We start from the raw sequence: 22,694 nt of genomic DNA on the forward strand, positions 1-22,694 counted from the left end.
CGGGTTCAAGGCCTTCGACCTTGCCCCGGAATGACGGCAGAACCACAGATCGCAGAATTTCGCCGCGCCGACCGGCTGCAGGCACGAGGGAGCACCACATGGCCTTCAAGAACTTCAAACTCGAAACCGATGCCGACGGCATTGCGCTGATCACCTGGGACATCCCGGGCCGTTCGATGAACGTGCTCGACGAGAGCTCGGCGATCGAGCTCGAGACGCTTGTCAAGGAGACGACTGCCGACGCCGCGATCAAGGGTGTCGTCATCACGTCGGCGAAGGAGGCGTTCTGCGCCGGTGCCGACCTGTCGATGCTCGAGGGCATGAACCGCATCTATCTCGAGACCCTGAAGAGCAAGGGCGAGGAAGCCGCCAACCAGATGCTGTTCGACAACAGCCGGCGCTTTTCGCAGATCTACCGGGCGATGGAAACCTCCGGCAAGCCGTGGGTCGCCGCCATCAACGGCCTCGCGCTCGGCGGCGGTTTCGAGCTGACGCTCGCCTGCCACCACCGCGTCGCCGCCGAAAATCCCAAGACCCGGCTCGGCCTGCCCGAGATCAAGGTCGGCCTGTTCCCCGGCGCCGGCGGCACCCAGCGCGTGCCGCGCATCGTGCAGCCGCAGGACGCGATGAACCTGCTCTTGAAGGGTGAGGCTCTGACGCTCGACAAGGCCAAGGCGATGAAGCTGGTCGATGCGATCGTGCCGGCCGCGGACCTGATCAAGGCCGCCAAGGACTGGATCAAGGCCGGCGGCAAAGCGGTTCAGCCGTGGGATGAAAAGGGCTTCAAGCTGCCCGGCGGCCCGGTGTTCTCCAAGAACGGCATGATGATGTTCCCGGCCGGCAACGCCATCTATCGCCGCGAGACCTACGACAACTACCCGGCCGCGCGGGCCATCATGAGCTGCGTGTATGAAGGCCTGCAGCTGCCGATCGATGCCGCGCTGCGCGTCGAGTCGCGCTATTTCAGCTACATCCTGCGTTCCAAGGAAGCCGCGGCGATGATCCGCAGCCTGTTCCTGTCGATGCAGGAGCTGAACAAGGGCGCACGCCGCCCGGCCGACGTGCCGGCCACCAAGCTGAAGAAGATCGCCGTGATCGGCGCCGGCTTCATGGGCGCATCCGTCGGCTACGTCTCGGCGCGTGGCGGCCTCGAGGTCGTGCTGATCGACCGCGACCAGGAGAGCGCCGACAAGGGCAAGGCTCACGCGCAGGGTGTGGTCGACGGCCTGGTCAAGAAGGGCCGCACCAAGCCCGGCGAGGCCGAGGCGATCATGGGCCGCATCACCGCAACCGCCGACTACGCCGCGTTGAAGGATTGCGACCTCGTCATCGAGGCCGTGTTCGAGGACCGCAAGGTCAAGGCCGAGACCTACGCCAAGGCGCAAGCCTATCTGAAGGAGGGCGCGATCTTCGCGTCGAACACCTCGACCCTGCCGATCACCTCGCTGGCCGAGGAGTTCAAGGACCAGGGCCGCTTCATCGGCATCCACTTCTTCTCGCCGGTCGAGAAGATGATGCTGGTCGAGATCATCATGGGCAAGGCCACCGGCGACGTCGCGCTGGCGACCGCGCTGGACTATGTCCGCACCATCGGCAAGACCCCGATCGTGGTCAACGACTCCCGCGGCTTCTTCGCCAATCGCTGCGTGATGCGCTACATCGCCGAGGGCAACGAGATGTTCCTCGAAGGCGTGCCGCCGGCGATGATCGAGAACGCCGCCAAGATGGCCGGCATGCCGGTCGGCCCGCTGTCGCTGTCCGACGAGGTCGCGCTCGATCTCGGCCTCAAGATCATGAAGGCGACCGAGCACGATCTCGGCCCCAACGCCATCAACCAGGACCACAAGAAGTTGATGGTCGAGCTGGTCGAGAAGCAGGGCCGCTTTGGTCGCAAGAACGCCAAGGGCTTCTATGACTACCCCGAGAAGGGCAAGGGTCAGAAGAGCTTGTGGCCCGATCTCGCCAAGCTGCAGCCGAAGCATCTCGATCCCGATACGCTCGATGTCGAGGAGCTGAAACAGCGCTTCCTGGTGGTGCAGGCGGTGGAAGCCGCGCGCACCGTCGAGGACCACGTCATCACCGACGTGCGCGAGGCGGACGTGGGCTCCATCCTCGGCTTCGGCTTCGCCCCGTTCACCGGCGGCACGCTGTCCTACATCGACTTCATGGGGACGAAGACGTTCGTCGAGCTGTGCCACAAATTCACGGCGAAATACGGCTCACGCTTCGCGCCGCCGAAGCTGCTGGAGGAGATGGCCGCCAAGGGCGAAACCTTCTACGGCCGCTTCCCGCCGAAGAAGGCGGCGGCTTAGCCCTGCTGTCGTCCCGGGCAAGCTCGGCAACGCGATAGCGTTGCCGGGCGCCGACCCGGGACCCATACGCCGCAGCAGATGTTTGGGGCGAGGCTAGCTGTCACGAGCATCTCGCGTCACGACCGCTCCTTGTGGTTATGGATCCCCGCGTTCGCGGGGATGACACTGTTGTTTGAGGCTGCGAACCTCGCCGTCTCGAAAGTCGGCGAGCTTTTGCTCACCCCGCCTTCATCAGCCCTTCCTTCGTCAGCGCCTCCTGCACCTTCGGACGCGCGGCGACGCGGGTCTTGTAGGCCACCAGGTTCGGCATCCCCGACAGATCGAACTTCATCCGCTCCGCCCAGGTCAGGATCGTGAACAGGTAGCCGTCGGCGACGGTGAACTGGCTGCCCACCAGGTAGTCGCGGCCGGCGAGCTGGCTGTCGACATATTTGAACTTGCCCATCACCCGGTCCTTGAAGAACGCCTTGGCGTCGTCGGCCAGCACCGGCGAGAACATCGGACCGAAATTCTTGTGCAGCTCCGAGGTGATGAAGTTCAGCCACTCCAGGAGCTTGTAGCGCTCGCCGCTGTCGCGGGCCGGCGCCAGGCCCTTGTCTTTCGCCTGGTCGGCGATCATCTGGACGATGACCGGCCCTTCGGTCACGATTTCGCCGCTCGGCAGCCCCAAGGCCGGCACCTGGCCCTTCGGATTGACCTTGAGATAATCCTCGCCATTCTCCAGGGTCTTGGCGCGCAGATCGACCCTCACGAGGTCGTAGGGCAGGCCGGCCTCGAGCAGGGCGATATGGGGCGAGAGCGAGCAGGCGCCGGGTGAATAATAAAGCTTCATCTTGTATTCCCTCCGTGAGACCGTTTCTTTCGTGGAACCGAGCGGGCATCACTCACCGCCCTTAAATGCACTTGCATGGAATAGTCAAGATTGATGCAGCTGCATCGAATGCGCTAAAAGCACCCCGACGAGGATACGAGCCGGCCCATGAAACGCAAACCATCGACCGAGGCGACCGCCGCCTGGATTCGCCTGATGCGGGTCCAGAGTCGGGTGCTGGACTGTGTCGAGCAGGAGCTGAAGAAGGCCGGCTTCCCGCCGCTCGCCTGGTATGACGCGCTGCTGGAACTGTCCCGGGCGCCGGCGGGCGAGTTGCGTCCGGTCGAGCTGGAGCGGCAGATGCTGATTCCGCAATATTCGACCTCGCGCCTGATCGACCGTCTGGTCGACGAAGGTCTGGTCGTCAGGCGTGAATGCAAGATGGACAAGCGCGGCCAGTTCGTGGAGATCACCGAGGCGGGCCGCGATCTGCAGAAGCGGATGTGGTCGGCCTATTCGGCCGCGATCGAGAAACATGTCGGCTCCAAGCTGTCGGATACCGATGCCGCCAAGCTCTGCACGCTGCTCGATCGTCTTGGCTGTTCCTGCGGTCAGTCCGCCCCATTGTCTGCCGGAGAGGGCGCGTCGCCGCGATGACCCATCCGCTCCCATTCACATCCGCGGTCCCCAGGGGTCCGCGGCCCTTCCTGTCACCACGCGCGACCCTCGAAGCGCTTCTGAACCGAGACTCCCATGGCGCGTGACCAGATCGATATGACCCCGCTGCAGTCGCGCGACGAGCTCGTGGCGTGGCTGGCGGACGGCGTGAAGCCGGCATCCGCTTTCCGGATCGGGACCGAGCACGAGAAGACGCCGTTCACGCTGGAGGGCCATCGCCCCGTGCCTTACGAGGGCGCGCGCGGCATCGGGGCGCTGCTCGAGGGCATGAAGCTCCTGCTCGGCTGGGAGCCGATCATGGAGCGCGGCAACATCATCGGGCTCTATGACGTGACCGGCGGCGGCGCGATCTCGCTCGAGCCCGGCGGCCAGTTCGAATTGTCCGGTGCGCCGGTCGAGACCGTGCACCAGACGCATTCCGAGCTGATGGCGCACCTGGCGCAGGTACGGGAGATCGCGGCCCCGCTCGGCATCGGCTTCCTCGGGCTCGGCATGACACCGTCCTGGACGCGCGCCGAAATCCCGGTGATGCCCAAGGGCCGCTACAAGATCATGACCAACTACATGCCGAAGGTCGGCCGCTACGGGTTGGACATGATGTACCGGACCTGCACGGTGCAGACCAATCTCGACTTCTCCTCCGAAGCCGACATGGTCAAGAAGCTCAGGGTGTCGGTGGCGCTGCAGCCGATCGCGACCGCCCTGTTCGCCAATTCGCCGTTCACCGAAGGCAAGCCGAACGGCTTCCTCTCGTTTCGCTCCGAGATCTGGCGCGACACCGACAACCAGCGCGCGGGCATGATCCCCTGGGCGTTCGAGGACGGCATGGGTTTCGAGCGCTGGGTCGACTACGCGCTCGACGTGCCCATGTATTTCGTCAAGCGCGAGGAGAGTTATATCGACGTCTCCGGCACCTCGTTCCGCGCCTTCTTCGAAGGCAGGAATCCGGCGATGCCGGGCGAGCGGCCGACCCTGTCGGACTGGGCCAATCACCTCTCGACGATCTTCCCGGAGGTGCGGCTGAAGCGCTATCTCGAAATGCGCGGCGCCGACGGCGTGCCGTGGGGCCGGCTGCCGGCACTGCCGGCGTTCTGGGTCGGCCTGCTCTATGACGATGTCAGCCTCGACGCCGCCTGGGACCTGGTCAAGAACTGGACCGCGGTCGAGCGGCAGAACCTGCGCGATGATGTTCCGCGGCTCGGCTTCAAGGCGCGCATCCGCAATCGCTACGTGTTCGAGGTCGCCAAGGAATGCCTGACCCTCGCCCATCATGGCCTGCGCCGGCGCAATCGCGTCGACCAGAGCGGCCGGGACGAGAGCCGCTATCTCGAACCGCTCGACCACATCGTCGATTGCGGCCGCTCGCCCGCCGAGGAGATGCTGGAGAAGTTCAACGGCGCATGGCACGGCTCGGTCGAGCCGGCCTATGACGAGTATGCATTCTGACCGGGGCTGAGCCTGCGCCCGTCGCAGGTTCGGCGCGTCGCCTGTTCCATATGAAGGGGCCGGTGGCTGCTGTTTTTTGTTGCGATTTATGTCTGCGGGGCCGGTTTGGCGCCTGCGTGCCGCCGCTTTGCCTCCAGTCATGTCGGCTGGTCCGAACCGTTCATCCGCCATACAGGTTCGTGGCGATCAAATGACCGCTCAAGAACACTGAAGAAAACTCGAACGTTTACAATGGGTCTGATGTTTCAGCGGCGGCGCGCGGGGCGCTTGATCGGGGCTTGGCTGTGGGCATTGGCGTGCCTGCTCGCGGCTCTGCGCCTGTCGCCCGCCGAGGCCCAGACCTATTCCGACCGCCCGGGTGGCGACTACATGAGCGCGCCGATCGCCTCGGGCGACCCGGCCGATTGCGCGCTGCTGTGCGAGCATGACCGCCGCTGCCGCGCCTGGAGCTTCAACTATCCGACCGTGATGGAGGCGGGCGCGGTGTGCTGGCTGAAGAACAGCGTGCCGGCGCGGGTGCCCGACAATTGCTGTGTGTCCGGCGTGCGCGGCGCTGGCGTCGTCGAGATCCGCAACGACGCCGTCGAGACCTCGATCGATCGTCCCGGCGGCGACTATCGCAGCTTCGACATCAAGACCACGGATCTGAAGGGTGGCGACAAGGCCGAGAAGGCTGCCGACAAGGGCGACAAGAGCAGCGGCGACAAGGCGGCCGACAAGAAGGAAGAGAAGGCCGCCGACGCCGAGGACATCTGCAAGGCCGCTTGCACCGGTGACAACAAATGCCGCGCCTGGACGTTTGCGCGGCCCGGCTACGCCGGCAAGGAGGCGCACTGCTTCCTGAAGAAGGAAATCAAGCCGCCGCGCCGGCGGGCGGGCTTCACGTCAGGCGTCGTTCGCTGACGCCTCGCGCCGTCCGAGACGCCAGAAGAATTTTTGGCCGCCGTCGCGTAACATTTCATCTCTCCGGCTCGAATTGATCGACGGCACCGCGGCTCTCGTCGCCGCCGGCTGTCTATCGCAACGCAGAGATCGGGATTTGCCATGACGTTTTCGCGCAGGTTCTTCGCCACCGCAGCCGTTGCGGCCACTTTCGCCGTCGCAGGGCTCGGGACGGCATTCGCCGTCGATGCCACGCCCTATTCGGATGCGGCGTTCAAGGCGGCGCAGACCGCCGGCCAGCCGATCCTGATCGAGATCCATGCCGGCTGGTGTCCGACCTGCAAGGCGCAGAAGCCGATCATCGACAAGCTCGCGGCCGAGCCGAAATTCAAGGATCTCAAGATTTTCCGTGTCGATTTCGACGACCAGAAGCCGGTCGTGAAAGGGTTCGGCGCGCAGATGCAGTCGACCCTGATCGTCTTCAAGGGCGCGAGCGAGACCGGCCGCTCCGTCGGCGACACCAAGGAAGCCTCGATCGCGGCGCTGCTCGACAAGAGCCTGTAACGCGCCATGATCGCGCTGGCGCTGGCCTTCGTGGCCGGCCTGCTCTCGATCCTGTCGCCTTGCGTGCTGCCGCTGGTGCCGATCGTGCTGGGCGCTGCGGCCTCAGCGCATCCGCGTGGCGCGCTGGCGCTCGCGGGCGGACTGGCGCTGTCGTTTACCGGCATAGGCCTGTTCATCGCGCTCGCCGGTAGCAGCCTTGGGCTCGATGCCGGCGTGTTTCGCCTCGTCGCGGCGGTCCTGATGCTGGCGATCGGCATCGTCCTGCTGGTGCCGTCCTGGCAGGCGCAGCTCGCGGTCGCCGGCGGCCCGGTGCAGCGCTGGGCCGACCGGCACTCGCAAGGCTTGGAGGCTTCCGGGGCGGGCGGTCAGTTCATCATCGGGCTGCTGCTCGGCGCGGTCTGGTCGCCCTGCGTCGGGCCGACTCTGGGAGCCGCCTCGCTGCTGGCCTCGCAGGGACATGACCTCGTCCGCGTGACACTGACGATGCTGGCGTTCGGGCTCGGTGCGGGGCTGCCGCTGGTCGTGCTCGGGCTGGTGTCGCGGACCACCATGACGCGCCTGCGGGCGCGGCTGCTGTCCGCCGGCAAGCTCGGCAAGATGCTGATGGGAGCGGCCTTCGTTGTCGTCGCGGTGGCGATCCTCAGCGGCGCGGACAAGCAGCTGGAAGCTTGGCTGGTCGAGCACTCCCCGGCGTGGCTGACTGAGCTGACGACGTCGATCTAGGCAGCGTTTGCAAGACGCGCCGGCAGCACGACACACTCGCCGTCATTCCGGGGCGGGCCGCGCAGCGGCACGAGCCCGGAATCCATCGCGCCGCGCGTACTGACGATCAATGGATTCCGGGCTCACGCTTCGCGCGCCCCGGAATGACGCGTGGAGAGAGCGGTGGCTCCTCGCGGGGATCATTGCTCGGGTGAGATCACCGTGAGCTCCGGCCACAGCGCCTTCCACCGCGCCGCCAGCTCAACACCCTCGCTGTCATTCCGGGGCGGGCCGCGCAGCGGCACGAGCCCGGAATCCATCGGGCCGCGGGCACTGAGGAGCAATGGATTCCGGGCTCGCGCTGCGCGCGCCCCGGAATGACGCGGAGAAAGCTGTTGCTCTCCTTGCGCATCATTCCTCGGCAGCGATCATCGTGATTTCCGGCCATAGCGCCTTCCAGCGCGCCGCCTTGGCCGCGTAGTTCGCCGCCGAGAAGTTGGCCGTATAGTTCGGCCGCACGATCATCTGTTCGATGTCGTCGAGACCCTTGGGCGCATAGAGCTCGTATCCGTCTGCGACAGGGCGAAGACCGACCTGCGTGTTGACGGTGAGAAAACGGTCGATGCCGTCGGTGGAACGTGTCACCGCAGGGTAGGGGCGGCCGTGCTTGGTCGGATACCACAGATGCACGCGCGCCTGGTTGCGGACTTCGACCTTGGCATCCACCGCATCGAGACAGGATGCGAGACGCCGGATCACCGCGTCTTCGGCATCCCACGACGTGTCGGGATCGAAGTAGAAGATGTCGTAGTCGTTGATGCCGTAATCGACGGGACGTCCGGTGCGTACGTTCCAGACGGTCTGGGTCAGGCAGCCAGCGACGATCCAGGCATCGGGGAGCGCCGTCCTGCGCAGCACATCCATGATTGCCGCGTTGACGGGATTGCGCAACGCCGACGTGACGAAGTCATCCTCGGTCATGGCCGTGGATAGCACGAAACTGCCGTCCGCTCACGCGGACATCATCAAAGGCGACGCATCAACGTCCGAGAGCTGCGCCTCGGAAAAGCGCAGCCGCAAAATCGGAGAGTGCCGAGATCGTCAAATCACCGCGCCGCTCGCTCAGCGGACCGCCGTGAAGAAGCGATCGAGCCGGAAGCCCGACAGCCACGCCCAGACCGGCTGGTTCTTGAAACCGAGATCCCAGGAGCCGACCACCGCGTCGGCGCGGCCGACGAGGTTGTCGATCGGCAGCAGCCCGACGCCGCCGTCGCGCAGGGAGACGCGGCTGTCCGCGGAATTATCCCGGTTGTCGCCGAGCACGAACAGCTTGCCGGGCGGCACGGTGACCTCCGGCGTGTTGTCGAGCCGGCCGTTGTCGCGCATCTTGAAGATCAGGTGCGACACGCCGTTCGGCAGCGTCTCGACGTAGCGATAGGCCGGCTCGTTGCGGCCGCTGTCATCCTCGGCGTCGCCGATGCCGTCCGGCTTGAGCGCAGCGGCCTCGCCGTTGATGTAGAGTTGGCCCTGGCGCATCTGGATGCGATCGCCGGGCAGGCCGACCACGCGCTTGACCCAGGCCTGCGAGGTGTCGCCCGGCCAGCGGAATACGACGACGTCGCCGCGCTTCGGCGTCTCGCCGAACAGCCGTCCCGTCTCCGGCAAGGTGATCTGCATCGGCAGCGACGAGGTGCCGTAGCCATAGGGGAATTTCGACGCCAGCAACGCGTCGCCGATCAGCAGCGTCGGCTCCATCGAGCCCGAGGGGACGTAGAACGGCTCGGCGATCGCACCCTTGGCGAGGAAGACGACCGCGACGACGGCGGCGAGCTGGGCGATCTGCCCGCCCCACGTCGTGTCCTTGCGCGGAGCCTTGGTGCTGACCTTGCCCGTGGACATCTTGTCGAGGCTCATCGGCCCGTGCCTCCCACCGTGATGCGATCCATGCGAAGCGTCGGCTGTCCCACGCCGACCGGTACGCCCTGGCCGTTCTTGCCGCAGGTGCCGATACCGGTGTCGAGCGACAGGTCGTTGCCGATCATGCTGATGCGGTTGAGGTCGGTCGGGCCGTTGCCGATCAGCATCGCGCCCTTGACCGGCGCGCCGACCTTGCCGTTCTCGATCTTGTAGGCCTCGGTGCACTGGAAGACGTACTTGCCCGAGGTGATGTCGACCTGGCCGCCGCCGAAATTCACGGCATAGATCCCGTTCTTGACCGAGGCGATGATCTCGGCCGGATCGCGCTCGCCGGCCAGCATGTAGGTGTTGGTCATGCGCGGCATCGGCACATGCGCGTAGCCCTGGCGGCGGCCGTTGCCGGTCGGCGCCATGTTCATCAGACGCGCGTTCTGGCGGTCCTGCATGTAGCCGACGAGAATGCCGTCCTCGATCAGCACGGTGCGGCTGGTCGGCGTGCCCTCGTCGTCGATCGACAGCGAGCCGCGGCGCGAGGCCATGGTGCCGTCGTCGACCACGGTGACGCCCTTGGCGGCCACCGGCTTGCCCATCAGGCCGGCAAAGGCCGAGGTCTTCTTGCGGTTGAAGTCGCCCTCGAGGCCGTGACCGACCGCCTCGTGCAGCATCACGCCGGGCCAGCCGGCGCCGAGCACGACGTCCATCTCGCCGGCGGGGGCTGGGACGGATTCCAGATTGACCAGCGCCTCGCGCAGCGCGCCGTCGGCGGCCTCGCGCCACGCCTTGGTCTCGATGAAGCGCGCATAGGCCTCGCGGCCGCCATAGCCCTTGCTGCCGCTCTCCTGGCGATCGCCCTGGCCGGCGACCACGGAGACGTTGACCCGCACCAGCGGGCGGATGTCGCGATAGCTCTCGCCGTCGGGCCGCAGGATCTCCACGACCTGCCACGTCGCACCAAGCGACACCGTCACCTGGCGCACGCGCGGATCCTTGTCCCGCAAGTACGCGTCGATTTCGCCGAGCAGCTTGACCTTGCTTTCGAAACCGGGGGCGTCGAGCGGATTGTCGTCGCCATAGAGCCGCACGTTGGTGTGCGGCGGCGCGCTCGCGAACGTGCCGGAATAGCCGCCGCGCACGGCGCTGACCGCATCGGCTGCGCGCATCAATGCCGGCAGCGAGACGTCGGAGGAATGCGCGTAGCCCACCGCATCGTCCTTCACCGCGCGCAGGCCGAATCCCTGGCTGGTGTCATAGGTCGCCTGCTTCAGCCGGCCATTGTCGAAGGTCAGCGCCTCGGTCTGGCTGTACTCGAAGAACAATTCGCCGTCATCGGCGCCGGAAAGGCCACGCGCGACCTCGCTTCGGACCGCATCGCGATCCAGATTGGCGCGTTCGAGCAGGGACGTGGTGGGAGCGGTCATGGGTCAATCCGTTGTCGGAGCGGTCATTCCAAGATAGTTGTTTTGACGCCGGGGCGCGAGGGGCAGGATGATTACCGAACTGACATGGTTGAGATCGTTCCCATTACGGCCGCTCACATCGAGAGCTTCCACCGCACGCTCGATTACGTCGCGCGTGAACGGCGGTACCTGTCCTTCGTGCAGGCGCCGCCGCTGAACTCGACGCGCGCCTTCATTCTGAACAACATCCACGAAGGGTATCCGCAATTCGTCGCTCTCTCGGCCGGTGAGGTGGTCGGCTGGTGCGATGTGACGCCCAAATCGGGGCCGATCGATGCCCGGATCGGGGTGCTCGGCATGGGCCTTTTGCCGCAGTTTCGGCACCAGGGCATCGGCCGGCGGCTGATGACCGCGGCGCTGGAGGCCGCGCGGGCCGCCGGCTTCTCGCGCGCCGAGCTCACGGTCTATCGCGGCAACACCAATGCGATCAGGCTGTACCAGAGGGCCGGGTTTCTCCTGAAGGCCGTGCAGCCGCGCGAGGCCGGCGATGACGGCTTCGACAAGACCCTGCTGGTGATGGCGCTGGCGCTGGATGCGCGGGGCTGAGCGGCGGGCGTCTGGGACGCAGCACGATCCCCCGATCACGTCAACGTGCGCGGTACGGTTGTCAATTCGGTGCGACGTCAGGGCAGCTTGTCGAATCCGTCGGCGAGGCCGTTCAGGCTCAGCGGAAAGCCGATGCCTTCCTCCGGGGTCTCGAAGATGATGAAGGTCGCGGTCTTCGCCGTCTTGAGCTGACCGAGCAGCTTGTCCTCAAGCACGACCTCGGCGACGCAGCCATTGGGCAGGCAGCGCACGAAGCCGGCGCGGCCGACATCCTGGTTGTCGAGCTTGAGGCCGAGGCCGGACGGCAGCAGCACGCCGAGCGGGGCCACCACGCGCATCAGCCGGCTCTTCTGGTCGGCGGTCTTGAGCATGATCACGGTCAGGCCGGCATTGGAGCGGTCCTCGGCGACCACGCTCTGAATCAGTGCGCATTGCTCGGCCTGCGCGCCCGGCGGCGTATCGCAGCGGATCTGCCAATCGCCATGCACCGAGCGCACGGCGCCCTGCGCCAGCGCCGAATGCGGCAGGCCGATCGCAGCCGTCAGCGTCACGGCGACTGCAGCCGCGACGCTGCGGATGACAACCACGCTCGTCGTGAGTCGCGCACGCACCGCGCTGAATCGGCACAAACCGCGCGAGTCATTCGCAGTTGGGGTCGACATGTCAGCTGTCCTGTCCGTTGAAACCCTGGTCCGGGTCGGTGCCATGACAATTTCCTGTGGGTGATCTGCGCATCCGACGCCATGATACGGCAATGATGGCGTCATGAGGACAGCGTCACAAGCGTACGGCACGAAACGACACGAAATAAGGCCGGGTCACGGGTGCACTGCCGCTGCGCCTCGCCGAATCAGCCTCGCAAGCCGCCATATTCCGTTGCCTACATCGCGCCGCACGCCTGTCAAGCGCCCGTTGTCCGCGAAACCACGGCATGCGGCAATTTCTCGGAAAAGTCGACGCGCCGCGACGGAGAGCGCCGCACGCGATATCCGGCTTAAGACTGCATTGCGATAGGTCAAGAATTATGGTTTGAGAAGAAAGATTTCGTCATTCCAGTGAACTGGCCCAGGTGCTTTTCTAAGCGTCCGCCCGAAGGCCATTTGTCAGGAGAGCGGATCGAACGGCGCGCGGCGTCAATCTCGCGGCGTGCTGAGGGGGAAAGTTCTGAAGGGAGCGCGACGACATGAAGATGTCGAAAGGCCAATTGAGCGCCTGCTTGCTGGGGTTGGCCGTAGCGGGCGTGACGCTCGTGTCGGGTGAACGGGCGTTTGCCGAAGTGGGGCAGCCGGCGCCGTGGGAATATAAGCTGCAGGAAGCCGCAACGCCGGTGATGGAGAACATCACTTGGTTCCACGGGCTGCTGCTGGCGATCATCACCATCATCACCCTGTTCGTGCTGGCGCTGCTGGTGGCCGTGGTGGTCAAGTTCAATGCGCGCGCCAATCCGGTGCCGTCGCGCACCACGCACAACACGCTGCTCGAAGTGGCGTGGACGCTGATCCCGGTGCTGATCCTCGTCGTCATCGCGGTGCCCTCGTTCCGCCTGCTGTTCCTCGAGCTCGACATTCCGAAGGCCGATCTCACCATCAAGGCCACCGGCAAGCAGTGGTACTGGAGCTACGCCTATCCCGATAACGGCAAGTTCGAGTTCGACTCGCTGATGGCGCAGGACAAGAAGCCGCGCCTGCTGGCCGTCGACAACGAGATGGTCGTGCCGGTGAACAAGGTGATTCGCGTCCAGACCACCGGCGCCGACGTCATCCACTCCTTCGCGGTGCCGTCGTTCGGCATCAAGATCGACGCCATTCCCGGCCGTCTCAACGAGACCTGGTTCAAGGCAACCAAGGTCGGCATGTATTACGGCCAGTGCTCCGAGCTCTGCGGCAAGGATCACGCCTACATGCCGATCGCGGTGCGCGTCGTGAGCGACCAGGAATTCACCGCCTGGGTCGAGGACGCCAAGAAGAAGTACGCCAGCGCGCCCACGACCACCTACGCGTCGGCTGCGGGCGTGCAGCAGTAGCGCGGGGACCAACGCGAGAGAATTGAGGGCCGCCTCGGCGGTCCACGGGGACACTGAGGATTGGACAATGGCGACGAACGTAGCGACCCATACCGGCCATGACGATCACGCGCACGACCATCCGACCGGGTGGCGGCGCTGGGTCTATTCGACCAACCACAAAGACATCGGCACGATGTACCTGATCTTCGCGGTGTGCGCCGGCATCATCGGCCTCGCGATGTCGGTCGCAATCCGCATCGAGCTGATGTATCCGGGCGTGCAGCTCTTCCACGAGAACCACACCTACAACGTGTTCGTGACCTCGCACGGCCTGATCATGATCTTCTTCATGGTCATGCCGGCGATGATCGGCGGTTTCGGCAACTGGATGGTGCCGCTGATGATCGGCGCGCCGGACATGGCGTTCCCGCGCATGAACAACATCTCGTTCTGGCTGCTGCCGGCCTCCTTCGCGCTGCTGCTGACCTCGACCTTCGTCGAGGGCGAGCCGGGCGCCAACGGCGTCGGCGCCGGCTGGACGATGTATGTGCCGCTGTCGACCTCGGGCCATCCGGGGCCTGCGGTGGATTTCGCGATCCTGTCGCTGCATCTGGCCGGTGCGTCGTCGATCCTCGGCTCGATCAACTTCATCACGACGATCTTCAACATGCGCGCGCCGGGCATGACCCTGCACAAGATGCCGCTGTTCGTGTGGTCGATCCTGGTGACGGTGTTCCTGCTGCTGCTGTCGCTGCCGGTGCTCGCCGGCGCCATCACGATGATGCTGACCGACCGCAATTTCGGCACCACCTTCTTCGATCCGGCCGGCGGCGGCGACCCGCTGCTGTTCCAGCATCTGTTCTGGTTCTTCGGCCACCCCGAAGTGTACATCCTGATCCTGCCCGGCTTCGGCATGATCAGCCAGATCGTGTCGACCTTCTCGCGCAAGCCCGTGTTCGGCTATCTCGGCATGGCCTACGCCATGGTCGCGATCGGCGGCATCGGCTTCGTGGTGTGGGCGCACCACATGTACACGGTCGGCATGTCCTCGGCGACGCAGGCCTATTTCGTCGCCGCCACCATGGTGATCGCGGTGCCGACCGGCGTGAAGATCTTCTCCTGGATCGCCACGATGTGGGGCGGCTCGATCGAGTTCCGCGCCCCGATGCTGTGGGCCGTGGGCTTCATCTTCCTGTTCACGGTCGGCGGCGTCACCGGCGTCGTGCTGGCGAATGCCGGCGTCGACCGCGTGCTGCAGGACACCTACTACGTCGTCGCGCACTTCCACTACGTGCTGTCGCTCGGCGCCGTGTTCGCGATCTTCGCCGGCTGGTACTACTGGTTCCCGAAGATGTTCGGCTACATGTACTCGGAGGCGATCGCCAAGGCGCATTTCTGGGTCACCTTCGTCGGCGTGAACCTGGTGTTCTTCCCGCAGCACTTCCTCGGCCTGTCGGGCATGCCGCGCCGCTACATCGACTATCCCGATGCCTATGCCGGCTGGAACCTGGTCTCCTCGTTCGGCTCGTACATCTCAGCGTTCGGCGTGCTGATCTTCATCTACGGCGTGGTCGATGCCTTCATGCGCAAGCAGCAGGCGGCCGCCAATCCGTGGGGACCGGGCGCGACGACGCTGGAATGGACCCTTTCGTCGCCGCCGCCGTTCCACCAGTTCGAGGTGCTGCCGAAGGTGCAGTGATCCCTCATCAACGACGCGGCGCCGCTCCGGCGCCGCGTCGACATCTGCGGGCGGTGCATCCCGGTGCGCCGTCCGGATCCGCCAAGCGAAGCCTCGAAGCGCCGTGCTTCAGGACCCTTTGAATTGAAGTCTGGATACGTCGTGTCGGTCATTGATCAGAACGCCATTGCCGTCGGCCCGCGGATCTCCGAGGCCGATGTCGGCGACTATCTCGCGCTGCTCAAGCCGCGGGTGATGTCGCTCGTGATCTTCACGGCGCTGATCGGCCTGTTGATCGCTCCCGGCCATTTCCACCCCGTGCTCGCCGTCACCTCGCTGCTGTGCATCGCCGTCGGCGCCGGCGCGTCGGGCGCGCTGAACATGGCGCTGGAAGGCGACATCGACTCGCTGATGTCGCGCACCGCCAACCGGCCGATCCCGCGGGGACGCGTGACCCGCCAGGAGGCGCTGGCCTTCGGCATCACCCTGTCGTTCTTCTCGGTGCTGACGCTCGGCATCCTGGTCAACTGGTTCGCCGGCGCGCTGCTCGCCTTCACGATCTTCTTCTACGTGGTGATCTACACGCTGTGGCTGAAGCGCTGGACCGCGCAGAACATCGTCATCGGCGGCGCCGCCGGCGCGCTGCCGCCGGTCGTGGCCTGGGCTGCGGCTACCGGCGGAATCGCGCCGGAGCCGCTCTGGCTGTTCCTGATCATTTTCTTCTGGACCCCGCCGCATTTCTGGGCCCTGGCGCTGTTCCGCACCGACGACTACGCCCGCGCGGGCGTGCCCATGCTGCCCGTCGTCGCCGGCCCCGACGCGACGCGGCTGCAGATCCTGCTCTATACCATCGTCCTGGTCGGGATCGCGCTGGCGCCCTGGCCGCTCGGCTATTTCGACGCCGTCTACGGCGTCGTCTCGCTGGCGCTCGGCGCCGGCATGCTGTGGCTGGCCATCGAGGTGTTCCGCAAGCGCGAGCGCAGCCAGTCGCTGCGCGCCAACCGCAAGCTGTTCGCCTTCTCGATCCTGTATCTGTTCGCGCTGTTCGCGACGCTCGGCCTGGAGGCCGTCGCGCGCATGATCGCGCCGCTGATCTGGTAAAGGACGCATGGCAACCGCAATGGCCGATCCGAATGAGCCCGAGGGCATCGTCCTCACCGACGCGCAGCTGCGCAGCCGCCGCCGGCGCTCGATCGCGATCGCGCTGGCGCTCGGCGTGCTCGTGGTGCTGTTCTTCGCGGTCACCATGGTCAAGGGGCCGGTGGTGCTGAAGCGGCCGATGTAAGAGATCGATGCAGGACGGTGTGAAGCAGACACAGGCGATGGCGAGCGACGACCAGACCCCCACCCCGACAGCGCAGGCGCCGTCCGCGCCGCGCCGCGGCGTCGGCCGGGATGCGCTGGTCGGCGGCATCTGCGGCGCCGTCGTCGCGCTGATGGTCGGGGCGTCCTATGCCGCCGTGCCGTTCTACAACTGGTTCTGCCGCGCCACCGGCTTCAACGGCACCACGCAGGTTGCGACCTCGGCGCCGTCCTCCGCGCCGCTGACGCGCCGCATCGGCGTCCGCTTCGACGCCAACGTCGCCGGCGGGCTGCCCTGGAAGTTCGAGCCGGAGCAGACCGAGATCGAGGTCGCGATCGGCGAGGTCGTCACCATCTACTACAAGGTCACCAACCAGTCGGCGCGCACCACCATGGCGCAGGCCGCCTACAACGTGACGCCGCTGACCTCGGGCGCCTATTTCCAGAAGATCAACTGCTTCTGCTTCACCGAGCAGACCATGGCCCCGGGCGAGACCCGCGAGATGCCGGTCGTGTTCTATGTCGATCCGGCGATCACGGCCGACCATGAGAACGACGGTCTGAAGACGATCACGCTGTCCTACACGTTCTATCCCGTCCGCGACGTGGCGCCGAAGCCGGTTGCCGCGAGCGAGCCGGACAAGCCGCGGGGCAGCCTGTGACCGCATCGACGTCCGATTGCTGGGGACCATTGCTGAACGATACCGTGCCGGCGCGACCGGCATCGATCTGGGGAGAGACTAGACATGGCTGAGGCGCACGCCAAGCATCACGACTACCACCTCGTCGATCCGAGCCCGTGGCCGTTCGTCGGCTCGGTGTCGGCCTTCATCATGGCGTTCGGCGCGATCGGCTGGATGCACAAGATGTTCGGCGCGGCACCGATCGTGTTCGGCATCGGCACCCTCGGCGTGCTCTACACGATGGCGAGCTGGTGGGGCGACGTCATCAAGGAAGCCCAGTACAAGGGCGACCATACGCGCGTCGTGCAGCTGCATCACCGCTACGGCATGATCCTGTTCATCGCCTCCGAGGTGATGTTCTTCGTCGCCTGGTTCTGGGCCTATTTCAACGTCGCGCTGTTCCCGAATTTCGAGGTGCAGGCCACTCGCGACGCGCTGATCGGCGGCGTCTGGCCGCCCAAGGGCATCGAGACCTTCGATCCCTGGCACCTGCCGCTGCTCAACACGCTGATCCTGCTGACCTCGGGCACCACGGTAACCTGGGCGCACCACGCGCTGCTCGAGGGCGACCGCAAGGGTCTCAAATACGGCCTGATCCTGACCATCCTGCTCGGTGCGACCTTCACCTGCGTGCAGGCCTATGAATACGGCCACGCGACGTTCTCGTTCGCCGGCCACATCTACGGCTCGACCTTCTTCATGGCGACCGGCTTCCACGGCTTCCACGTCCTGGTCGGCACGATCTTCCTGATCGTCTGCCTGGCGCGCGCCTATGCCGGCCACTTCACGCCGAAGCAGCATCTCGGCTTCGAGTTCGCTGCGTGGTACTGGCACTTCGTCGACGTGGTGTGGTTGTTCCTGTTCATCTGCATCTACGTCTGGGGCCACGGCGCGGAGTCCATGGCGCACGGCGCGCACTAAAGCCGCGCGCCGGCTCCGGCGAACGTGATAGGAAAGGGCGGCCGCCGGGCCGCCCTTTTTCATGGGGCGGCACGTGGCGGCTGATCCAGATGTGATCCGCTGTCGTCGCCTTCGGTTGTATCGTCGGGGCGCAACCCGGCGGTCCAGGGGCAAGACACCATGACCACGCATCCGCCCGTCACCCTGACCCAGACCGTCCTGCGCGGCCTCGCCTGCCGCTGCCCGCGCTGCGGCCAGGGCAAGCTGTTCGAGGGCTTCCTCAATTTACGCAAGCGCTGCGAGGCCTGCGACCTCGATTACGCCTTCATCGACACCGGCGACGGCCCGGCGATCTTCATCATGATGCTGGCCGGCGCGATCGTGGTCGGCGCGGCCCTGATCGTCGAGGTCAAGTACCAGCCGCCGTTCTGGGTCCACGCGGCGCTGTGGGGGCCGCTGATCCTGGTCACGACGTTGCTGCCGCTGCGCGCCATGAAGTCGCTGCTGATCGCCCTGCAATTCCACCACAAGGCGGCGCCCGGACGTCTGGTGGACAAGACGCCGCAATGAGACGGGACCTGCGCTTTCGAGCCGAACGATCCTGCCAATGAGTGACTCCGTCATGCCCGGGCTTGTCCCGGGCATCCACGTCGTGCTCAGCACGCCGAAAGACGTGGATGGCCGGGACAAGCCCGGCCATGACGGCGTGGAGACTGGCGGGCACAAAATCCTGATTGGCAAACGCGATGTCTCGGCTGCAAGCGGGAAGAGAGAGACCAGGCTCGCCCCGCGATCGTTCTCCAACCAGACCAGCACATGACCTCCGCTCTTCCCAAAACCTCCGCCCGCGCCTTCGCCGCCTTCACCCTGGTGATGGTCGCGCTGTTCATCGGTCTCGGCGTCTGGCAATTGCAGCGCCGCGCCGCCAAGCATGCGCTGATCGCCGCGCTCACGGAGCGCGTTGCCGCGGCCCCCGCGCAACTGCCGCCGCAAAGCGAATGGCGTACGCTGACGCCCGAGCGCGACGAATTCCGCCGCGTCAGCTTCACCGCTGCTTACGCCAAGCTCCCGGACGCCATGGTCTACAGCGCCGGCTCCGCGGTGCGCGAGGACGTCTCCGGCCCGGGCACCTGGGCGTTCCTCCCGGCGCGGCTCGCATCCGGCGAAACGATCGTGGTCGACGCCGGCTTCGTCGCCAACACGATGCAGGAGCGCAGCATCCAGGACCGCCAGGTCGGCAAGCTCGTCACCGGCGAGCCGGTGACGCTGACCGGCTACCTGCGCTTCCCCGAAGCGGCCGGCCTGCTCACCGCGGCGGAGAACCACGACAAGCGTCTCTGGTTCACCCGGGACCACCTTGCCATGGCCAAGGCGCTCGGCTGGGGCGAGGTCGCGCCGTTCTACGTCGATCTGGAATCGCCGGTGCCCGACAACGGCGTTCCCAAGCCCGGCCCGCTGTCGCCGCATCTGCGCGACGAGCACATGCAATATGCGATCACCTGGTTCTCGCTGGCCGCGGCGCTGATCGCAGCCTTCGCGGTGTGGGCGAGGGGGCGGCGCAGGGCCGATCGATGAGCTGCCGCCGGCAAAACGCCGCTTGACTTAGAGCGCGCTCGAACCCGTAGCCTGCCTGGCGTCGTGAATGGAGATCAAGCGCGCATGAAGATCGGCGAGCTGGCCAGGCAGTCGGGGCTGACGGCCCATACGATCCGCTATTACGAGCGGATCGGACTGCTGCCCAGGGCCGATCGCGATCATGCCCGCCAGCGGGACTACGACGCATCGATCCTGACCTGGATCGAATTCCTCGGCCGTCTCAAGGCCACGGGAATGCCGATCCGGGACATGCTCCGTTATGCGGAGTTGCGCGCGGGCGGCGCCGGCACCGAGCCGGAGCGACGCCGGCTGCTGGAGCGGCATCGCGAGGCGGTTCGGGCGCAGGTCGCCACGTTGCAGGATTGCCTTCTCGTTCTCGACGGCAAGATCGCCGGCTATGCCGGCAGCAGCGAGAGGACTGATGAGCATGACGCAATCCATCCCGAACCGATCCGCAACCGCGAGCACGACGTCGTCCAGCGTCGACAACGATCAGGATCGCCTGGCGCGCGGCCGGCGCGCGCTCGATAGGATCGACGGCGAGGCCGGCCACAACGTGATCGCGGCGCTCGCCGACATCGCGCCTGACTTCGCGACCTACGTCATCGAGTTTCCGTTCGGCGACATCTATTCGCGCCCGGGTCTCGATCTGCGCAGCCGCGAGATCGCGACCATCGCGGCGCTGACCGCGCTCGGCAATGCCAGCCCGCAGTTGAAGGTGCATATTCACGCCGGCCTCAATGTCGGCCTCAGCCGCGACGAGATCACCGAGGTGATCATGCAGATGGCGGTCTATGCCGGCTTCCCCGCGGCGCTCAACGGCCTGTTCGCCGCCAAGGCGGTGTTCGCGGAGGCCGATGCGAAGGCGAGTGAGGCCGCATCGGTCTGAGCGACGACCGCCGCGCTCATGCGGGCTACACTGCCTCGATCGACCTCGCGCTGCCGGACACCTTCACCGGCGCGCCCGGCGGCCCGTCGAGATCGACCTGCAGGCAGCACGGCACACCCATGTCCTCGCCCTGGCGGATCAGGATCGGTCCCTGCGCCGGCCAGCCGAGCTCGCGCAGATAACCGGCGAGCGCCGCGGCGGCAGCGCCGGTCGCCGGATCCTCATAGACGCCGCCGAACGGGAACGGATTGCGGGCGTGAATGAGTTGCGGCGTCTCGACATGGATGAGGGCAAAGGTGCAGAACCGTTCGCGCTGCGCCAGTTCCCGGCCGCGGCCGAAATCGTAGGCGATGCCAGCGAGGCGGTTGCGCTCACGGAGCGCAATCACCGGGTGGTCCATGCCCGCGTGAGCGAGCGTTGGCGCTATCCGCGGATCGAGATCATCCCGCGTCAGGCCGAACAAAGCCAGGATCTCCTCGACCGCCGCAGCCGAGAGCGCGCGCGTCCGCGTCGGCGGCGAGCTGAACGCCGCGCTCCATTCCGTCGCCGAATGCACCCCCTCGACGGTGATGTCGGCATGATTGAGCCGCAACGCAAAGCGGCCCGAGCCCTGCTGCCGGGCCAGCGCCGCGCCCAGCGCAATGGTGGCGTGCCCGCAGAAATCGACCTCAGCCTCTGGTGCGAAATAGCGCACCCGCCATGTGTCTCCGAGCGGGGCGGCAAACGCGGTCTCGGAATAGCCGATCTCCGCCGCTATCGCCTGCATCGCGGCCGCCTCAGGCAGGGCCTCGCCGATCACGACACCGGCCGGATTGCCGCCGCGTGATCCGTCGGTGAAGGCTGCGACGCGTTGGATGATCATGACGGTCTCGCTTGTTCTCTCGTTGCAATGCTAGGCGTTAAGCGCCCGCGAGTGAAGACGGCGCACGCGGATTAGTTGACGCGCGGCGACGTTTCCGTCGTCACCTGTCGCCTTGCGATGACGATGTGGTGTGATATGCCGCTGCACGCCCGGTGCCGTCGCTGCGAACACCCGATGACGATGGGTCGGCTATCGCCCGCTTAGCCGACAGACATGTCGAACCGTCAGGTGACATCATGCGCTTCTGCATCTTGCTCAATGGCCAGGACTTCGTAACCAGTCGCCGGAGAACCGACCTCGTGCCGGTTCTTCACCACCTGTATTCTGGATGCGCCGACTGCCGATGTCGCCGTAGATCGTGCTGTGAGTCGTGTTCTTGCCGACGATCGCTGGCGTAAGCCCGGTCGAGCCGGACCGGTGACGGTCGCGAAATTAGAGCAGGTCGGCTGGTTCCATCGGCGCTTCAATCCGCCGCGCGGTTACACTTTCTATTTGGACCAGGATGCGGATGATTGATCAGCGCGTAGCCCGGATGAGCGCAGCGATATGCGGGTTCGTCTCGACCGCCGGGCATGGCCCCCAATGTCGCTGCGCTCATGCGATTACACCCGAGTCTCATCATGGCGATTGCGATACGGGGCCGAGTCGCCCGACGGGCGGTCCGCGGTGGCCCGTGAGCGAGTCGGAGAGCAAGAACTCGGTTGCGCCGAAAAATTCAATACGTGAGCATGCTCAACGCGCTGCTGCCTGCAGCATCGACCGACGGCAAGTCTTTGATTGCTTTTTTTCAGAAATCATGATTGTATCCCTCCATCCCGCCTCGTTGCGAGGGGCGTACACGTCGTCACGGACGTGAGGTGGGATGCGATGGACGGGCAGGCTGCAACTGACGAGTGCGGCCGGCGCGGACGGCGAAGTCGCGTGGTCCTGATACCCCGACGCTGGTATCACGCGCTGATGCGCAAGCATCATGCGCTACGGTGGCCAACAAGCCCGGTGCACCGAGGAGATCGCGTATAAGCCGTAACCCATCGCGCAGGGAAGGCCGGGTCGCTCTGGCTGAACCTGTGGTTCCTGCCCCGTGCATTCTTGTTCGCACGGGGGCCGCGGGTGCCAGCCGGCATCCGGTCTTCCCTGCGCCCTCTGCTTCATGGAGGGAGAACTATCAGCAAAGCTCGGGCGCCTATGGCGTCGCGAGGAAGCTGCTCTACGCTCCGCCGTCATTCCGGGGCGGGCCGCGCAGCGGCACCAGCCCGGAATCCATACTCTTGGTCGTGGCTATGGATTCCGGGCTCGCGCTCCGCACGCCCCGGAATGACGATGGGGAGAGATGCGCCATGTTTCAAGGTTCGTTCGTTCGAGCTGCCCGGCCGGTGACCACCACCACCGCCGTCATCCCCGCGACGGCGGGGATCCAGTACGCCGCGGCGGCGCGGTCGATCACAGCCGCCGCGGCGGTCGCCC

At 66.0% G+C, this 22,694-nt stretch carries 24 protein-coding genes; 18 read left to right on the forward strand and 6 right to left on the reverse strand.

The features are described from left to right. Nucleotides 1-98 precede the first annotated feature (98 nt). Nucleotides 99-2,312, forward strand: coding sequence for an FAD-dependent oxidoreductase (locus tag QX108_RS23275; protein ID WP_315783087.1), 2,214 nt, complete (start codon nucleotides 99-101; stop codon nucleotides 2,310-2,312). A gap of 217 nt (nucleotides 2,313-2,529) precedes the next feature. On the opposite strand, the gene gstA is transcribed toward QX108_RS23275, so the two are convergent. Continuing rightward, nucleotides 2,530-3,144 (reverse strand): glutathione transferase GstA, encoded by a 615-nt coding sequence (gene gstA / locus QX108_RS23280; protein ID WP_315783089.1) that lies wholly within the window; start codon nucleotides 3,142-3,144, stop codon nucleotides 2,530-2,532. A gap of 147 nt (nucleotides 3,145-3,291) precedes the next feature. Between gstA and QX108_RS23285 the strand changes: the two genes are divergently transcribed. The 5 genes from QX108_RS23285 to QX108_RS23305 all read left to right on the forward strand — a co-directional run bounded on the left by QX108_RS23285 (nucleotide 3,292) and on the right by QX108_RS23305 (nucleotide 7,416). Next, the gene (locus QX108_RS23285; protein WP_315722435.1) at nucleotides 3,292-3,780 is read left to right on the forward strand and encodes a MarR family transcriptional regulator; all 489 of its coding nucleotides are present in this window, start codon (nucleotides 3,292-3,294) and stop codon (nucleotides 3,778-3,780) included. Nucleotides 3,781-3,876: 96 nt separating this feature from the next. Beyond that, a complete protein-coding gene (locus QX108_RS23290; protein WP_315783091.1) occupies nucleotides 3,877-5,247 on the forward strand; it encodes a glutamate--cysteine ligase in 1,371 nt (456 codons plus the stop codon). Between the two features lie 240 nt (nucleotides 5,248-5,487). Beyond that, nucleotides 5,488-6,150 (forward strand): PAN domain-containing protein, encoded by a 663-nt coding sequence (locus tag QX108_RS23295; protein ID WP_315726478.1) that lies wholly within the window; start codon nucleotides 5,488-5,490, stop codon nucleotides 6,148-6,150. A 141-nt stretch (nucleotides 6,151-6,291) separates the two neighbouring features. Continuing rightward, nucleotides 6,292-6,693 (forward strand): thioredoxin family protein, encoded by a 402-nt coding sequence (locus QX108_RS23300; RefSeq protein ID WP_315722433.1) that lies wholly within the window; start codon nucleotides 6,292-6,294, stop codon nucleotides 6,691-6,693. 6 nt (nucleotides 6,694-6,699) lie between these two features. Continuing rightward, nucleotides 6,700-7,416, forward strand: a complete 717-nt coding sequence (locus QX108_RS23305) for a cytochrome c biogenesis CcdA family protein (protein WP_315783093.1) — start codon at nucleotides 6,700-6,702, stop codon at nucleotides 7,414-7,416. A gap of 390 nt (nucleotides 7,417-7,806) precedes the next feature. On the opposite strand, the gene QX108_RS23310 is transcribed toward QX108_RS23305, so the two are convergent. From QX108_RS23310 to tldD, 3 genes are all read right to left on the reverse strand, one after another. Beyond that, nucleotides 7,807-8,376 carry a nucleotidyltransferase family protein gene (locus QX108_RS23310; RefSeq protein WP_315783095.1) on the reverse strand — a complete coding sequence of 190 codons (570 nt, stop codon included), beginning with the start codon at nucleotides 8,374-8,376 and terminating at the stop codon, nucleotides 7,807-7,809. Nucleotides 8,377-8,517: 141 nt separating this feature from the next. After that, nucleotides 8,518-9,309, reverse strand: coding sequence for a signal peptidase I (gene lepB, locus QX108_RS23315; protein WP_315722430.1), 792 nt, complete (start codon nucleotides 9,307-9,309; stop codon nucleotides 8,518-8,520). Continuing rightward, nucleotides 9,306-10,730, reverse strand: a complete 1,425-nt coding sequence (gene tldD / locus QX108_RS23320) for a metalloprotease TldD (RefSeq protein WP_315722429.1) — start codon at nucleotides 10,728-10,730, stop codon at nucleotides 9,306-9,308. Before tldD ends, lepB begins: the two co-directional genes overlap by 4 nt. Nucleotides 10,731-10,814: 84 nt before the next feature. Between tldD and QX108_RS23325 the strand changes: the two genes are divergently transcribed. Then, the gene (locus QX108_RS23325) at nucleotides 10,815-11,315 is read left to right on the forward strand and encodes a GNAT family N-acetyltransferase (RefSeq protein ID WP_315722428.1); all 501 of its coding nucleotides are present in this window, start codon (nucleotides 10,815-10,817) and stop codon (nucleotides 11,313-11,315) included. A 77-nt stretch (nucleotides 11,316-11,392) separates the two neighbouring features. Here QX108_RS23325 and QX108_RS23330 read toward each other — a convergent pair whose 3' ends face one another. Beyond that, complete coding sequence (locus QX108_RS23330) at nucleotides 11,393-12,022, reverse strand: invasion associated locus B family protein (protein WP_315722427.1); 630 nt, start codon at nucleotides 12,020-12,022, stop codon at nucleotides 11,393-11,395. Between the two features lie 476 nt (nucleotides 12,023-12,498). On the opposite strand from QX108_RS23330, the gene coxB reads away from it, so the two are divergent. The 11 genes from coxB (at nucleotide 12,499) to QX108_RS23385 (ending at nucleotide 20,368) form a co-directional block, all read left to right on the forward strand. Then, nucleotides 12,499-13,338 (forward strand): cytochrome c oxidase subunit II, encoded by an 840-nt coding sequence (gene coxB / locus QX108_RS23335; RefSeq protein WP_315722426.1) that lies wholly within the window; start codon nucleotides 12,499-12,501, stop codon nucleotides 13,336-13,338. 67 nt (nucleotides 13,339-13,405) lie between these two features. Then, nucleotides 13,406-15,019 carry a cytochrome c oxidase subunit I gene (gene ctaD / locus QX108_RS23340; protein ID WP_315722425.1) on the forward strand — a complete coding sequence of 538 codons (1,614 nt, stop codon included), beginning with the start codon at nucleotides 13,406-13,408 and terminating at the stop codon, nucleotides 15,017-15,019. Between the two features lie 141 nt (nucleotides 15,020-15,160). Next, nucleotides 15,161-16,099 (forward strand): heme o synthase, encoded by a 939-nt coding sequence (locus QX108_RS23345; protein WP_172133817.1) that lies wholly within the window; start codon nucleotides 15,161-15,163, stop codon nucleotides 16,097-16,099. A gap of 7 nt (nucleotides 16,100-16,106) precedes the next feature. Beyond that, entirely contained in the window at nucleotides 16,107-16,283 is a 177-nt protein-coding gene (locus QX108_RS23350) for a CoxF protein (protein WP_172133816.1), read from the forward strand. A gap of 7 nt (nucleotides 16,284-16,290) precedes the next feature. Further along, nucleotides 16,291-16,962, forward strand: coding sequence for a cytochrome c oxidase assembly protein (locus tag QX108_RS23355; protein WP_409998546.1), 672 nt, complete (start codon nucleotides 16,291-16,293; stop codon nucleotides 16,960-16,962). 84 nt (nucleotides 16,963-17,046) lie between these two features. Continuing rightward, nucleotides 17,047-17,904, forward strand: coding sequence for a cytochrome c oxidase subunit 3 (locus tag QX108_RS23360; protein ID WP_315722424.1), 858 nt, complete (start codon nucleotides 17,047-17,049; stop codon nucleotides 17,902-17,904). Between the two features lie 159 nt (nucleotides 17,905-18,063). Next, nucleotides 18,064-18,453 carry a DUF983 domain-containing protein gene (locus QX108_RS23365; protein ID WP_315783099.1) on the forward strand — a complete coding sequence of 130 codons (390 nt, stop codon included), beginning with the start codon at nucleotides 18,064-18,066 and terminating at the stop codon, nucleotides 18,451-18,453. Nucleotides 18,454-18,490: 37 nt separating this feature from the next. After that, nucleotides 18,491-18,703 carry a hypothetical protein gene (locus tag QX108_RS23370; RefSeq protein ID WP_315783101.1) on the forward strand — a complete coding sequence of 71 codons (213 nt, stop codon included), beginning with the start codon at nucleotides 18,491-18,493 and terminating at the stop codon, nucleotides 18,701-18,703. Continuing rightward, a complete protein-coding gene (locus QX108_RS23375; RefSeq protein WP_315783102.1) occupies nucleotides 18,700-19,458 on the forward strand; it encodes an SURF1 family protein in 759 nt (252 codons plus the stop codon). Before QX108_RS23370 ends, QX108_RS23375 begins: the two co-directional genes overlap by 4 nt. Before the next feature lie 84 nt (nucleotides 19,459-19,542). Continuing rightward, complete coding sequence (locus QX108_RS23380) at nucleotides 19,543-20,010, forward strand: MerR family transcriptional regulator (RefSeq protein WP_315783104.1); 468 nt, start codon at nucleotides 19,543-19,545, stop codon at nucleotides 20,008-20,010. Next, nucleotides 19,907-20,368 (forward strand): carboxymuconolactone decarboxylase family protein, encoded by a 462-nt coding sequence (locus QX108_RS23385; protein ID WP_315783559.1) that lies wholly within the window; start codon nucleotides 19,907-19,909, stop codon nucleotides 20,366-20,368. Before QX108_RS23380 ends, QX108_RS23385 begins: the two co-directional genes overlap by 104 nt. 25 nt (nucleotides 20,369-20,393) lie before the next feature. On the opposite strand, the gene QX108_RS23390 is transcribed toward QX108_RS23385, so the two are convergent. Further along, nucleotides 20,394-21,230, reverse strand: a complete 837-nt coding sequence (locus tag QX108_RS23390; protein WP_315783106.1) for a PhzF family phenazine biosynthesis isomerase — start codon at nucleotides 21,228-21,230, stop codon at nucleotides 20,394-20,396. Nucleotides 21,231-22,694 lie beyond the last annotated feature (1,464 nt).

This window comes from Bradyrhizobium sp. SZCCHNR1002, from assembly GCF_032381435.1.
Taxonomy (GTDB): Bacteria; Pseudomonadota; Alphaproteobacteria; order Rhizobiales; family Xanthobacteraceae; genus Bradyrhizobium; species Bradyrhizobium aeschynomenes.

Coding starts and splice junctions, on each gene's coding strand:
- QX108_RS23275 (WP_315783087.1), top strand. CDS start 99: ATGGCCTTCAAGAACTTCAAACTCGAAACCGATGCCGACGGCATTGCG.
- gstA (WP_315783089.1), bottom strand. CDS start 3,144: ATGAAGCTTTATTATTCACCCGGCGCCTGCTCGCTCTCGCCCCATATC.
- QX108_RS23285 (WP_315722435.1), top strand. CDS start 3,292: ATGAAACGCAAACCATCGACCGAGGCGACCGCCGCCTGGATTCGCCTG.
- QX108_RS23290 (WP_315783091.1), top strand. CDS start 3,877: ATGGCGCGTGACCAGATCGATATGACCCCGCTGCAGTCGCGCGACGAG.
- QX108_RS23295 (WP_315726478.1), top strand. CDS start 5,488: ATGTTTCAGCGGCGGCGCGCGGGGCGCTTGATCGGGGCTTGGCTGTGG.
- QX108_RS23300 (WP_315722433.1), top strand. CDS start 6,292: ATGACGTTTTCGCGCAGGTTCTTCGCCACCGCAGCCGTTGCGGCCACT.
- QX108_RS23305 (WP_315783093.1), top strand. CDS start 6,700: ATGATCGCGCTGGCGCTGGCCTTCGTGGCCGGCCTGCTCTCGATCCTG.
- QX108_RS23310 (WP_315783095.1), bottom strand. CDS start 8,376: ATGACCGAGGATGACTTCGTCACGTCGGCGTTGCGCAATCCCGTCAAC.
- lepB (WP_315722430.1), bottom strand. CDS start 9,309: ATGAGCCTCGACAAGATGTCCACGGGCAAGGTCAGCACCAAGGCTCCG.
- tldD (WP_315722429.1), bottom strand. CDS start 10,730: ATGACCGCTCCCACCACGTCCCTGCTCGAACGCGCCAATCTGGATCGC.
- QX108_RS23325 (WP_315722428.1), top strand. CDS start 10,815: ATGGTTGAGATCGTTCCCATTACGGCCGCTCACATCGAGAGCTTCCAC.
- QX108_RS23330 (WP_315722427.1), bottom strand. CDS start 12,022: ATGGCACCGACCCGGACCAGGGTTTCAACGGACAGGACAGCTGACATG.
- coxB (WP_315722426.1), top strand. CDS start 12,499: ATGAAGATGTCGAAAGGCCAATTGAGCGCCTGCTTGCTGGGGTTGGCC.
- ctaD (WP_315722425.1), top strand. CDS start 13,406: ATGGCGACGAACGTAGCGACCCATACCGGCCATGACGATCACGCGCAC.
- QX108_RS23350 (WP_172133816.1), top strand. CDS start 16,107: ATGGCAACCGCAATGGCCGATCCGAATGAGCCCGAGGGCATCGTCCTC.
- QX108_RS23355 (WP_409998546.1), top strand. CDS start 16,291: ATGCAGGACGGTGTGAAGCAGACACAGGCGATGGCGAGCGACGACCAG.
- QX108_RS23360 (WP_315722424.1), top strand. CDS start 17,047: ATGGCTGAGGCGCACGCCAAGCATCACGACTACCACCTCGTCGATCCG.
- QX108_RS23365 (WP_315783099.1), top strand. CDS start 18,064: ATGACCACGCATCCGCCCGTCACCCTGACCCAGACCGTCCTGCGCGGC.
- QX108_RS23370 (WP_315783101.1), top strand. CDS start 18,491: ATGAGTGACTCCGTCATGCCCGGGCTTGTCCCGGGCATCCACGTCGTG.
- QX108_RS23375 (WP_315783102.1), top strand. CDS start 18,700: ATGACCTCCGCTCTTCCCAAAACCTCCGCCCGCGCCTTCGCCGCCTTC.
- QX108_RS23380 (WP_315783104.1), top strand. CDS start 19,543: ATGAAGATCGGCGAGCTGGCCAGGCAGTCGGGGCTGACGGCCCATACG.
- QX108_RS23385 (WP_315783559.1), top strand. CDS start 19,907: ATGACGCAATCCATCCCGAACCGATCCGCAACCGCGAGCACGACGTCG.
- QX108_RS23390 (WP_315783106.1), bottom strand. CDS start 21,230: ATGATCATCCAACGCGTCGCAGCCTTCACCGACGGATCACGCGGCGGC.